7 protein-coding genes and 2 pseudogenes are annotated in these 13,259 nt (G+C 60.0%); 3 read left to right on the forward strand and 6 right to left on the reverse strand.

Annotated elements, in window-relative coordinates; genetic code table 11:
* Positions 1-350: 350 nt before the first annotated feature.
* The 5 genes and pseudogenes from IV113_RS17905 to IV113_RS17925 form a co-directional block, all read right to left on the reverse strand.
* The gene (locus tag IV113_RS17905) at positions 351-800 is read right to left on the reverse strand and encodes a hypothetical protein (protein WP_291087695.1); all 450 of its coding nucleotides are present in this window, start codon (positions 798-800) and stop codon (positions 351-353) included.
* Between the two features lie 220 nt (positions 801-1,020).
* Complete coding sequence (locus IV113_RS17910; RefSeq protein WP_291087698.1) at positions 1,021-2,232, reverse strand: DUF3322 domain-containing protein; 1,212 nt, start codon at positions 2,230-2,232, stop codon at positions 1,021-1,023.
* On the reverse strand, positions 2,229-5,651 hold the full coding sequence (locus tag IV113_RS17915) for an ATP-binding protein (RefSeq protein ID WP_291087701.1): 3,423 nt from the start codon (positions 5,649-5,651) through the stop codon (positions 2,229-2,231). Before IV113_RS17915 ends, IV113_RS17910 begins: the two co-directional genes overlap by 4 nt.
* Positions 5,644-6,255, reverse strand: a complete 612-nt coding sequence (locus IV113_RS17920; RefSeq protein WP_291087712.1) for a DUF4194 domain-containing protein — start codon at positions 6,253-6,255, stop codon at positions 5,644-5,646. The genes IV113_RS17915 and IV113_RS17920 overlap by 8 nt, the downstream gene beginning before the upstream one ends.
* Before the next feature lie 114 nt (positions 6,256-6,369).
* Positions 6,370-7,861, reverse strand: a pseudogene (locus tag IV113_RS17925) (DUF3375 domain-containing protein).
* Between the two features lie 394 nt (positions 7,862-8,255).
* Here IV113_RS17925 and IV113_RS17930 point away from each other — a divergent pair.
* The 3 genes and pseudogenes from IV113_RS17930 (at position 8,256) to IV113_RS17940 (ending at position 10,514) form a co-directional block, all read left to right on the forward strand.
* On the forward strand, positions 8,256-8,852 hold the full coding sequence (locus IV113_RS17930; RefSeq protein WP_291087704.1) for a DUF6088 family protein: 597 nt from the start codon (positions 8,256-8,258) through the stop codon (positions 8,850-8,852).
* Positions 8,845-9,871, forward strand: a pseudogene (locus IV113_RS17935) (nucleotidyl transferase AbiEii/AbiGii toxin family protein). Before IV113_RS17930 ends, IV113_RS17935 begins: the two are co-directional and overlap by 8 nt.
* A 160-nt stretch (positions 9,872-10,031) precedes the next feature.
* Complete coding sequence (locus IV113_RS17940) at positions 10,032-10,514, forward strand: helix-turn-helix domain-containing protein (protein ID WP_291087706.1); 483 nt, start codon at positions 10,032-10,034, stop codon at positions 10,512-10,514.
* A 93-nt stretch (positions 10,515-10,607) separates the two neighbouring features.
* Here IV113_RS17940 and IV113_RS17945 read toward each other — a convergent pair whose 3' ends face one another.
* Positions 10,608-12,038, reverse strand: coding sequence for a tyrosine-type recombinase/integrase (locus IV113_RS17945; RefSeq protein ID WP_291087709.1), 1,431 nt, complete (start codon positions 12,036-12,038; stop codon positions 10,608-10,610).
* Positions 12,039-13,259: the final 1,221 nt, after the last annotated feature.

The raw sequence follows: 13,259 nt of genomic DNA on the forward strand, positions 1-13,259 counted from the left end.
CGACATGAACGCCAGGGCATGAAGCCCACCGCACCGGCGAGTATGTCAATGCCGATACCGTGATTGAGCAGTTGCAGCGCAAGCTCGATGAAGCGCGCAACCGTACCGCGAAAACCCAGGAGTGAGCTTTCGGGTTCGATTCACTCGCGGGGCTGAGGCAGATCTCGAGCTTCTCTTCGACTTCGTACCTGAGCGTGAGTTGGCGCGAGACGGCTTCAGATGCGGTCGTCACGGCAGTGCGTGATCAACTCGAAGACGACTATCACTGGCCTGTAGCACGGCCATGATGCCGGCCGCTCTTCGAGGCTGCGGATGGAAAGCGAGGACGACTCTTGCATCAAAGCGCCCGGTCACCCCGCCGTCTTTGGAAGCCGACGTGTACTGCCCTGCCACTCGAAGCCGTCGCCCTTGGGCACACGCATGAACCCTTGGTTCTTGAGCTTGAGACCATTCACCTCATAACCTTGGGTCTTGAGAAACGGCTTGTCAACGCCGCTGAACGAGGCGTTGACTGTATAGCTGCATTTGACAGCCCCTTTGATCGCCTCTTCAGCCTTTGAACCCATGAAGGCAGCCGCACGGGTCAGTTGCTCCATCTCCTTCCTGGATGGGGTTGTGCAGTCGAGGTCCGTGATCTCAACGGTCTGCAGCTTGAAATAGCCATTACTGGCCGTCTTGGTGTGCCACGCCTTAACGTCTTCTACAGTGGGGTAATCGCTTGATCCAGCGCCACATGCGCTCAGCACAGCTGCGACGCCCCACGTGGTCAGGCTCGAGCGGCAGGAGGAAATGATTTTCATGGGTCAATTACTTCGGTTGGTTTATGAACAGAGGCACACTCGGCGTCCTCTCTTCAGAATCTCAAACAAAGCACCGGCGTCAAGAGACCCAGAACAGATTTTTCTTTCGGTGATGGCTTGCCAAACCACTCGCTTCAGCAGTTAACCATGAGCGGCCGGACCAGCACTCTGCCACTCCAAATCGACAGAGAAGGTCGCGCGATCGTGATGAGCACTGGCCTCACGAGAACTGTGTCGTCGTTCTCTGCAAGTCCGAGGACATACGGCTGAGGTGATCTGAGAACCACCCAAATCCGATCCTCTCCTGCTCCAATCTCAACTTGGGTTGGATGCGATCGAAGCGCAGTTCGTCATAAACCGCTGCCTCCTCCATCGTCAGGCGCGACAACTCGTGGCGTGCAGGCTCAGTCTCCTCGCCCCATTGCAAAGGATGTGCGAGCAGCGTCTCGCGGTCCATGAGGAAGGACGATGCGTGGGGAAAGTAGCCACGCAGCTGATGAAGGATGGCAAAGCCATGGGTATCAATGTCACCCCAGTAGTACAAGTGGCTTCGATGCAGCCATGCAGCGCGCGCCAACGGTTCCCAGCCGTAGCCCGCGCCAAACACGACAATCGCTCTCGCCACTGGCGGGAAGGCAAGGAAATTGGTCTCGTTCTCCGTGATGAATACGTGATCAACGGGCAGCGCGAGCGCAGCGAAGCTCGAAGCGTCCAGCGTGATGTCCGGCAACCCGTGGCAACCCGACAAGCTGGGCAGGGATGGATCGAGCAATCGGAACCGAATCCGCACCGGCTTGTCCAGGAAGCCAAAACGGCGGGCGAACTGCGATGTCCCGCTCGCACTGTTGTCGATAACCTCGGGCGGCAGCGCCAAGTCCAACAGCTCGGTCAACACCCCCCGGTGGGCCTCGATGAATTTGCTGTCCACCCCGGGCGCGTCTACCTGCCGCAGGTAGACGCCGGGACGTGGATAGGCCTGCAGCCAATCAACAACCGCCAAGAGGCGATCCCACCGATCGATCAGATCCAGAGCCTGCAGCGGACGCCGGGACATCCAATCCAGCAGCCGGGGTTGCGCGATCGCGGTCCGTTGCCACATCGCCTCGAAGCGTTGTGCCTGACTGGTTTTGCCGATCAAAGCCAACGCCGACTGAAGTGTGTCGATCCAAACGGCAGACGGCAGACGCTGGGTTCCCTGTACCCGATGGTTCCAATCTCGCCACTCAATCCGCACATGAGGAGTGGCGGCGAAGGCACTCAACCAGTCCCGCACGGCCTCGAAGCGATCAGAGAGATCGCCTGCGCTGGGCACCTTGAGCGACAGACGTACGGGCCAGATCACAGAACTCGAAACCGAAGATCGCAGCAAGTCCCCTCGATCCCACAAGCGCTGAACCTGGGCGCGAAGGTCTGCCGTGTTCGTCCAGTTCATTTCACCGCGCCTCCAGCAGCTCTGATCTCGGCGCTTCCTGCTATCTGGCTTTCTGCCTGAATTTCCGCCTTCTGCGCGCGATATTCTTCGATCGACAGGCAGCGCAACTTGGAATCCCGCCCTCCTTCGTTGTGGACGAAGCCAACGCTGGCCACGAAAGGTTCGATGATGTGGATCTTTTGCAGCGGTGTCACGATCAGCAGTTGCAGATTGAGTTGCTGGAACAAGCGAAGCCCGTACTGCGCCGACTCGTCCGAGCCGCGCCCAAACGCCTCGTCAATGACGACGAAGCGAAACGACCGCGAACGCACGGCGCCCCACTCCAGCCCGAACTGGTAGGCCAGGCTTGCGGCCAGCACGGTGTAAGCGAGCTTCTCCTTCTGCCCACCGGACTTTCCACCCGAGTCGGAATAGTGTTCGTGCTCCACACCGTCAGCACGCCAACGCTCACTTGCAGAAAACAAGAATCCGTTGCGCACGTCGGTCACCTTGGCGGTCCAGCGCCGGTCGGCATCCGACAGTCCCTCTCGTCCACGAAATCGGTCAATGATCCCTTTGACCTGCAAGAACTTGGCCTCCGAATACTGCTCATCAGATGAGCCCGTGAGCGCACCCTCGGTACAGGCACGCAGATCCTGCTGGAAGTCACGGATCTCCGCATCAGGACTGGGCTGCGCCACCAGTACGATGAAGCGACCGGGGTTGTAGTCGATGACCTGAAGTGATCGATTGATCAGGTCAACGCGCTCCCTGATCGTCTCCCGCTCGCGGGCAAGCTGGGCGTTGAAGTTGGCGATTTCATTGATGGTGTTGACATTGAGGAGTTCCTTGAAGCGGGCTTCAAACCGCGGCAGGTCATCGCTCTTCAATCCATCAAGCATGCGTTCGTACTCAAGCAGCGCTGCCAGGCTCACATCCATATCGACCGTTTCTGCCTTGAACTCTTCCTTGAATCCGCGCATGGCGTTCACAATGCGCTCGGTCAGTCGGGCCAGGCGCTTGTCCTCCGCGTCGATGCGCTCCTGCAGCCATCTACGCATGTCCTGCTCACGGTTGTCGCAGGACTCCACCGAGAGCTGATGCTCGCCGAGTGCTTGAACTCGCCAGTCGTTCAATCGATCAACCTGGGGGCCATCGAGCGGCATGGCATCACAGGCTGCACTGGACAAACTCCGCAAATCTTCTGCCGCCGTGTGCTTGGCTCTCACTTCGCCACGCTTGCCCAACGCTTCACTGTGCTTGGCCTCGGTTTCGGCAAATTTGTCCTGCATGTCCTTCAACTGCCGTCCCAGCTCCTGCAGTGTGTCCGATGCAGCTTCAAGTCGCGCGCGCTCCTCAGCGAGAGACGCGATCTCGCGTGCCAAGCTCATCCAGTCGATGTCTGCGAAGCGCGAGAACTCCTCCAAACGGGCCAGCGTCTCCAGTCGGTCCTTCAGCTCCGAGCGTGCATCGCGGATCTCACCCATGCGCTTGCCCAGTGTGGCCAGCTTGTCTTCCAGGCGCTCGCGCTGGTCACGCAAGGCCCGCAACTTGTCAGCGTTGCTCCAGCCCAGCACGTAGCGGCTGCGGTCGTCGATGCGGCTGCGATCGTCCTTCTCGTGGCGGCCTGACGGATCCTTGATCTGCCCCGAACGCGTGATGGCACGGGTCTCGCGGCGAAACTGCTCCCCCGAATCGCAACAGGCCACATCAAAACGATTGCGAAGTTCCTGCTCCAGCCACTCGTAGTGCGGCGAATCGGGTTTAACGACGAGCTTTCTCACCAGCGACTGCGGATGAAGGCTGGCACCCTGTCCAGGCTTCTTCGGTCGCACATGGAAATACACCAGGCGCGCGCCCAGGTGCTGCCTGTCCACCCATTCCGCAACAGCCTTGTAGTGCGCGTCCGGCACCAGTAACGCGACGCCGAAGCCTCGCAACAACCGCTCCGCTGCACCCTCCCACTCGCGCTCATCCTCGCGCACCTGGATCAGCTCACCCGCGAAAGACAGGTCGCCTTCGTCAATCGAGAGTGCGGCGCACAACGCATCACGGATGCGAACCTGGGCAGCATCAATATTGCTCCTGCGCCGCTGAAGGCTGTCGATCTCCTCGGACAAGGCTGTGTGCTCTTCGCGTCCCTTGCGAAACGCAAAATCCTCCTCGCGCTCGCGGTTGTCCAAGTCTGCGATGCGTTCGCGCAAGCCTTCCGCGCGAGAAGCGATGGCTTGTTGCTGATCGAGAAATGTTGCCTCGTCGATTGGCGAGGCCTCGTCAATGCGCGCAAGCAAGGTGCTGTGGCGATCGGCCTTCTGCTGACGCTGGGCTTTTTCGTGCTCCAGGCGGCGAATATCGGCGGCCAGTTCCTCCAGCCGGTTGCCGCCGTTCTCGCGCAAGTTGCGCTCCAGCTTCGCGATCTCCGTTCGCTCGGCTTCGCGCTGGGCCCCCAAACGTTCGAGTTGGACATCAAACCGGGAGGCGTCCTCTTCAAGCAGCTTCAGCCGCCGATCCAACAGCTCTACCTTGAGTCCTGCGAAATACGGGTGCAGTGCGTCTCGCCCGTCGCGCCAGCCTTGGATTTCCGAGACCAGGGCACTGTGGCGACGCCCGTCCTCGACCAGGGGTGTCAGCAGCTCAACCTGTCGTTTGGTCTTGAGCACTGCTTGATGGGCGCGGTCAAGATCGTCAAAGTGGCGGATCAAGGCCTCGATGCGGCTGCCCACATCAAACGGCTCCAGCATGTGGCTGCGCACGAAGTCGGTGAGGTTGCCCACCGATTTCATCGAAACCGTCTGGTGAAACAACTCCAATGCCTGCTCGTGCTCAATACCAAAACGTCGACGGAACCAGGCGCAGTAAGGCGGAAAACTGTCGAACAACTCACAGCCCGAAGCGCGCAGTTTTTTGCGCAAGGCGGAGATGTCGCTGCCGAAGTGGGCGAAGTCCTCAGCGATGTTCATCGCTCGCTCGGTTGCCACGAACAAGCGAGCGGGTTGGCCTTGAGGATCCTTCAACCAGAACACTTGGGCCAGGGTCACCGCCTGGTCATAACCCTCGTTGCGGAAGACGCCCAGGATGACCGAATAGCTTGACGCATCGCGCAGCGCCACGGGTCGGGCGCTACCGGTGACCTCGTTGCGCTCGCTCTTGTAGTGACCAAGCACGTAGGAGCGCAGGCTGCGCTCGCGAGCATCCGCTCCTGCAGCCTTGTTGTAAGCCACGCGGTGCGCAGGCACCAGCAACGTGGTGATGGCATCGACCAATGTGGACTTGCCCGAACCAATATCGCCAGTGAGCAGGCCGTTGCGACCTTCGAGGTTGTATCGCCAGACCCGCTTGTCGAAGGTGCCCCAGTTGAGCACCTCCAGTTGATGCAAGCGAAACCCTACCCGGGTGTTGTCGTCCACAAAATCCAGTGACAGCGAAGGCGACTCAAGCATCGGCCGCCCTTTCGGTCTGGGGCTTGCCAGGGACAGCGCCGGCCAGCGCCGTGCGGTAAACCTCCAACTGCGCGTCGAAGTCGGCCAGCCACTGCGCGTCGACAAAGGCTCTCAGAATGCGCCGCACTTCGTAGTTCCCCCTGTCCAGCCCGCTGCCGGCTGCGGGTTTGAGCCGACGCAGAAAGCCCAGATCGACCACCTTCGTGATGGTCGCGTCCACTTGATCGATGAGCCGGGCTTCGTTCGTCCCATCAGGCAAGAACACCCGCATCAGCTCGGACATCTCGTCGCGCGATAGCACCAGGCGGGTGTCGCCTCCTCCGGCGTCGAACTCTGCCATGCGCTTTCGAAGCAAGGCCAGCATCAAGCTCACCGGGTAAGACAGGGGGCGCCGCGCGACGAGCCGGGGCAACCGAGGTACGCCCTCCGACTCGTCTGGGTCAGGGCGGCTCTTGAGAAAGGCGTAACCCTCGGCTTCATCAAGAACCAGGTCGAGCAGCAACACCGCTGCTTGTTCTCGCACCCGCGCCTGCAAACCAAAGAGGCTCGCCCACAGCCGCTCATCATCCTCACGGTAGAGCACGCCCTTGAGCAGGTGCACCATCAGTTGCGTCAACTCGGGCACAGTCGGCAAAGCGGCCAGTGGAGCACCCACCGACGGGCTCTCGTGCAGCGATTCAGTCATGTTCTTCTCCCTTCCTAGACACGACGACGGACGTCATCGCGTGAAGATCACACGGGGCAGACGCGCCTCACGCGTCACCGGTTCACCCATTGGATTGCTCGCCATCCACCGGATGGGCTCCTCAACAGTTTCGTCAACAACAGCACGCAAGCCATCCACTGATGCTGCGCCACCGCCAACGACGTCACCGTCGTGGGCCAACTCCAGATAGGCAACCAATTCGGCTAGCCCTTGTTGTAGTGGCTCGTCGTTGATCAACTCACGCAACGTGATCTGCGCCCGTACTCGAAGCGCTTGCTGGACCGTTGCACGCAGGCGCGCCTTGTCCACAACGATCTGGTCGAACAATCGAGCGGTGTTGATGTCGTCTTCTGCTGAGTCCACATCCAGCGCGAGATCAGCAAGACGCGGCTTCACACTCAGCGTGAACATAGGTCGCTCCAGTGGAAGCTCAACGTCTGCCCCCATCGCATCGATCGTCATCAAGCCAACGGTGGGGGGAGCAGTCCGCAGTGCCAGCGCCTTGCTCTCAATGCCGTGCAGCAAGTCTAGGATGCGCCGATTCTCCAGAAAGGCCCGGTCGTCCAGAAAACGGCGCAGCTGTTGCGACAACTGAGCCACGGTGCGCTGCGTGTGTTCCCCGGCTTCTAGCCAGTCGTGGTGCACGCGGCGAGTGCGCGGTTCGGGTTTCAACGCAGCCACGACCGGCAGCGCCAGTATCTGATCCAACCGCGCTGAGAGTTCCTCCTGACGGCTGCTGGACATGAGAAAGTCCCAGAAGGCGCGGAAACTGCGGCCTTGGTCCGAGTCGCCAATCGCATCGCGCTCGCCCATGATCTCGTCGAGCAGCGCTCCTTTGGAGCCTTCCCACAGGGCAATTTTCTCGCGCACCTTGCGGTCGAGCAGGCGAAAGTTGTGCTCCACCTCGCGGAAGTCGGACAGCAGTTCTCGGGCGAGCTGTTGAAACTGCTGGAAGCGGTCCTTGACCGCTGTGTCGTCCAGCGCGGGCGCATCGCCGGCCAGAACGCGGGCGATCTCCACATCGAGCTCATCTCGCTTCTTACGCAGGTCGTCGACTCGTTTGATCGGATCAGTCTCGGTGCCAGCGCTAATCTGCTCCAGCAGCGCAAACAGCGTCAGCAGGCGTGACTCGGTTCCCACGAATGCCCGTTCCGTGAGCGACCCCAACCATGCGATGGCTTTCTCGGTGGCCGGTGTCAGGTCGAATTGCGCCTCGTCGGTACCGGGCTTGTAGAACTTTCTCAGCCAGCCCTTGTCGGCAGCCGCCTCAGTCGTTGAGGTACTCCGAAGCACCTTTGGGATAGGTCTCGGATCCGAGCTGCTCGCGCAAGGCAAAAAGTTCGTCCTCCAGCGCCTCGGCCAGGTCGGCCTCGCTGATGACGCGCTCGTTCGGCGCCACGAAGACCCGGTGCAGGAAGTTGGCAACCAGCGGCGCATGCGGCGAGGCCAGCAACCTCCAGGCGGGGTGGCGGTCCCGGAGCGTGACGAGGGTGGCGTGGTTCACAGCGGTCCACTCACGGGCTCAATCCTTCAACAGGTGTCATGGGCGCAATTTCGATGAGGTCCAACCTTGGGCTGCGGATATTGCCAAAGTATCCCATTGCCCAATCAGACACTTGCTTGCAGCCATTGCGGCAACGAAGCCGTGAACATCATCTCCATCGTGGGCGAGGGAATTTTGGTCGGAGGCGCTTGATGAGCATGTCTCTGCCGCAGTGACTGAGCTGGCACTGGGGCGGCTGCGCAGCCCGATCAAAGCCGCCAAGGGTGGGTTGGCTACCATCCAAAGCATCCCCCGTCGCTGCACGGCCCACCGAAAAGCAAGCAACTTTCAGGACAACGAAACGATATTTTTAATGTCAGAAACTGAAATGCATTTCTGATAAACTTGTTTCGCCATGGTCACGCTCCCTGAGTTCATCCTGCTTCACGCAAAGTCCTTGCCCGAGGGAGGCGTGTTGTCGCCCAAGGAATTTCTACACATGGGGAGCCGCGCTGCGGTCGACCAGGCTTTCTCTCGCCTCACCAAAGAAGGCAAGCTGCTGCGTGTGGCGCGGGGAAAGTACGTCATGCCTGTGTCCAGCCGATTCGGAACGCGTGCGCCAGCACCTGAAAAAGTGGTCCAGGCCCTGGCCGCCCAACATGGCGAGGTCGTGTCGCCTCACGGAGCCAATGCGGCCAATGCACTGGGGCTGACCCAACAGGTGCCGATTCGCGAGGTGTACCTGACCTCGGGACGCACCCACCATCTCAAGCTCGGCCGCTCCGAGGTCATGGTGAAACACGCACCTCGCTGGATGCTGGCGCTTGGCCCAGGTCCAGCCGGCTCCGCCGTGCGCGCTTTGGCCTGGATGGGGCCCTCCCACGTGAGCGAATCGCTGAGCACCCTGCATCGCACGCTGCCGCCCGCCGAGTGGCAGGCACTGACTGCGGCCCGAGCGGCGTTGCCCTCCTGGATGGCCAGGGCCATCGGCGAAGAGACGCTGCGTGGCTGAGCGCTACTTCGACTTGAACAAGGAGGACCAGAACGAAGTTCTGGAGCAGGCCCGGGCGAGGACGGGCAGACCTGCCCATCTGCTGGAGAAGGACCTGTGGGTCGTCTGGACGCTCGGCGTCTTGTTTGAATCGCCGTTTGCAGCCGACCTCACCTTCAAGGGTGGCACATCGCTGTCCAAAGCCTACAAAATCATCGAGCGGTTCTCTGAGGACATCGACCTCACCTACGACATCCGCAAACTGATCGCGGATACTCACCGGCGACGAGTACTTTCTCCCGGCCAGCCGCAGCCAAGCCAGCAAGTGGAGCAAGGCAGTCAGGGATCGGCTCCCCGACTGGATCGGATCTGCCGTACAGCCACATTTGCAAGCGGCGCTGGAGCGCGAGCGCCTTGGGGCAAAGCTGGAAATCGCAGGTGCGGAGCACGACACACTCCTGCTGCACTACCCGGCGATCAAGCTGGGCACTGGGTATGTCTCACCCGTCATCACGCTGGAATTTGGTGGCCGGGCCACCGGAGAGCCGCACGGGGTGCTGCCCGTTACCTGCGACATGGCCGGTAATGTCGATGGCGTGTCCTTCCCCCAGGCATTGCCGCAGGTGATGGGTGTGGCGCGGACCTTCTGGGAGAAGGCCACAGCGACACACGTCTACTGCGCCCAGGGACGCATCCGAGGTGAGCGATATGCGCGCCATTGGCACGACCTGGCTGCCATCATGCGCAGTGAACACTTTGATGCTGTCATTGCTGATCGTGCCGTGGCCCGGGAGGTAGCGGAACACAAGTCCTGGTTCTTCAGCGAGAAAGCCGCCGACAACAAGACCATCAACTACACCTTCGCAGTCTTGGGGGCGTTGCGGATCGTGCCCGAGGGGGTCGCGCGAGACGCGCTGGCTGCTGACTACGCGAAGATGCTGGAAGACGAGGTCATGGTGGGTGACGCCCTGCCCTTCGATGAACTGATGCAGGCCTGCGCCCAGGTGCAGGCCCGGGCCAACGCTGCCGCTCGCACATAGCCCAGGTCGGTCGATAGCAACACGCAATTCGAATGCGCCCGGGGTGCTGACTCATGGTATTGAAAACACCCATTATCAATACCGACTCGCCGGCCGGACAAATGGGCCGACTTTCATACAAGTATGGGATGCGGCGCAGGCTCTGTCGTACGATGCGGGCATGACCACCTTTGCCGAAACCCTCAAAAAAGAGATCGCCCGCATAGCCCGCAAGGAACTGCGCGAGGAGATCACCGCGCTGCGCAAGATCGCGATGAGCCAGCGAACCGACATCTCCGCCTTGAAGAAGGAGGTCAAGTCGCTTCAGTCGAGTCTGAAGAAACTGGAGAAGTTGCGCGCGGCACCCTCCTCCTCTGGCTCCTTGACCAAACCTTTGCCGGCGGTCAAGCCCACTCCCGATACACCCCGGGGAAAACCAGGTCGCAAGGTGATGTTCACTGCGGAACGTCTGAAAGCCCAACGCGCCCGACTCGGCTTCACCCAGGAACAAATGGGACAGCTGCTGGGCGTCTCTTCCTTGTCAATATGGAAGTGGGAGTCCGGCGGCGCCTCGCCAAGGGCTGCGCGTGTCCCGGAAATTTTGGGAAGAATTGCAATGGGCAAGCGTGAAGCCTTGTCGCTCATTGAACCGCACGTGGCCTAAAGAACCCGCTTTAGGTCGAATAAATGCGCTCTGAGCACTAGGCATCGTGCATCACCATACGGTGGGCAGGATTGCACCTACCCACCTTCTTCATCAGCGCAGAGACACCTCAACACCGTTCTCAGGCTGAACGCCGCCGCCCAAGAGCGGGGCTACGAGAACGCGGCCAGGAAGCAACTTCTGAAGCAGCGCGTGGACATCTTTGAGCACGTCCAACTTGACGCCCTCGTCAAGGTTAACGGTGAGAACGATGCGCTCGCTGTGGGGCATCTCGATACCCAATGCGGCACGCCCAGTCAGCCACGCACGCTCCACACCAAGCATCAGCAAACCCGTGGCGACGCCGGGCGTGTTCTGAAACATCTCGATCCGCTTTTCGATGCGCAGCTTTTGCTGCTTGCTCATCATGGAGACCGAGCTGAGATAGGCCGTGGAGATGTCCTTGCGCCAGTGGCCCAGAGCCTCTGACACCTTCTTGTACGCGTGGTCAACCAGTTCACGGTTCTGTTTGAACCACGCTGGCGTCTCCTCACCCTCAGCTGGCGGGCGGTGGCCGGTGATGTCTTCGAACATGTCTGCTGCGAACTGGTGACGCAGGCCGTGACTCGAGACCCCCATAGCCTTCTGGTTGATGCCGTACTTGCGCAGCACGTGGTAGTACTTGGTCCGCGCCTCTTCCATCGTCATGCGCTCGTAGCCCATCTCACCTTTGTTGTTGTGCTCATCAGCCCAGGCGCGCGCGCGCTCAAGAACATCGCGCTGTTTGGCTTGCTTCACAGGATCCTTCATGAAGGGCACAAAGCGGCCCGCGCCACCCTTCGTGCCAAGTTTGATTGCAATGCCATCACGGCGCTCGGCCTCACGCGGGCGAAAGCTCAGCGCTTCTTTGACACGCAAGCCGAAGTTCAGTTCGAGCTCAAACAGGATGGCCTCCTGAGGGTTTTCGATCGCGACAACTTCGATGATCGCTTGGGCATCCACCCCGGCAGCCTTCCAGCTCTTGCTGCCATGGGTCACCTGCGCACAAGTGACGGCGGCCTTGTCCACGCCTTTCGCGGCAAGTGCTTCGTAAAGCTCTTCCCGCTTCGGAATTGCACCAATCTTGCCGATGAGCTCACAGAACTTACGAATCACGCTCAGCTTGTTGGTGATCGTTTTTGCCGTATGACCCAGTTCGTTGGCCCAGTATGCAGTGAGCGCCACAGCGTGACGCTGTCCGATTTCGTCAATGCGCTGAATGGGCATGTTCAGCGTTCTCAAATCCTGGATCAGATTCTTCATGGTGCTTCCGAACGCTGTTAGCGTCTTCTCCCCGACGTTGCGCTTGCGGCCGGTTGAAGACTTGAGGGCCAGGTTCCGCAGGAAACACACCATCTGCCGCAACGGGTCGTTGGGATGTGCCTTGATCGCTTCTAGCGCGCGTGGATTTTCGCTTCCCGGCCCTCCCGTGGTAAGTGTTTCGGCACGCGACTTCGCTCGGGATTCGCGACGTTTGCCGCGACCATTGCCAGATTTTTTCGCCATTTCTCTTTCTCCTGTTGTGACTTGCGTCGTGATGAGGGCTAACACCTGCGGGCGCCCTACGCACCCGCATGTCTAAACCTTCAGGCAGGCCCAAACCGCCAGATCGCTCTGGCTTTTCGTTTGTCTTTTTGCTACTGGTCGCCCGGTACAAGGCCCCTGGGCAAGGCACGTCAGTCTTCGGTGGTTTCCGTTTTTCGTTAGCAAGCTGTCCTGTCGGCACAGGTGGAATCCCCGTGTGACCCCCATGCTTTTTTGATGGGCACCCCAACGCATGGACATCGTCGGGGGGGGTACTGTCTTGTTCAGACAGAGCCTTGTGGGTGGGCTAGACCAGAGCAGTTATTCACTACCCAGGTGAACTCACTTCACCGCCAGACTGATTTGGCGGCGTTGTCCTTTGCAGCTTGTCCAACCTGCCCCTTTTTAGGCCCTGAGGGCTCCCGGCAAACGCGCCAGGCGGGAGGTACTTGTGACGAACCACCCGCAGGTAGTCGTCAGTGCAAAGTCAAAACGTGAGTTGATCTATACGCTTACGCGTCCACACCCGCTCCGTAGCTCAGAGCGTTGGCTGGCGGCTTCCAAGAAGGAAGGCCTGGTTGGCTTGCTGTGGGCAGTCCCCATTCGGGGTCGCCACTTCTGAACCGCGTCGCGGGCTCAGCAGCTGGTCGTTATTCGACCTGTTTTGCGGCGCTCCATACAGAGCACCGTCTTGGTTTGCGACTTCCAACGTGGGAAGTCGGCTTGTTGCCTTAGGACACTCATGGTGAAGCGTCGGTTAGCGGTTTTCCCTGTGTAGGGAGTGGGACATCACTGGGATGTCTAAGTACCAGAGGTACAGGTGAGCGAATAGTAGATGCTGTTTGCAGTCTTGTCTTGTGATGCGGACCAGTTGGGGATAGGTACCGCTCAACGCAGTCTGCCCGAGCCCTTGTCCACAGATGGCAAAACACTCTCCCGCAGCGTGTCACTCATGCCAACGGGCAAAAAAGTCCTTTCAGATCAGAAGCCTTCATATCACTCTGGTTGCCACCACTCCTGCAGACACCCCAAGTGGGTTGTTTGAAAGTGCCCTGTTGATATCTCGCCGTCAACACGACACTTGAACGCGCAAAACGATCCGTCGATTGAGGAAACAAGAAATGGCAGCCCTGCTCCTAGCTCCCTACATAGTCGGACCTGATTTATTCAGATTGACGCAAAGGCCAAGCGATGGGCTGAGCT

This window comes from Hydrogenophaga sp. (genome assembly GCF_018780385.1).
In the GTDB taxonomy this organism is placed as follows: Bacteria; Pseudomonadota; Gammaproteobacteria; order Burkholderiales; family Burkholderiaceae_C; genus Hydrogenophaga.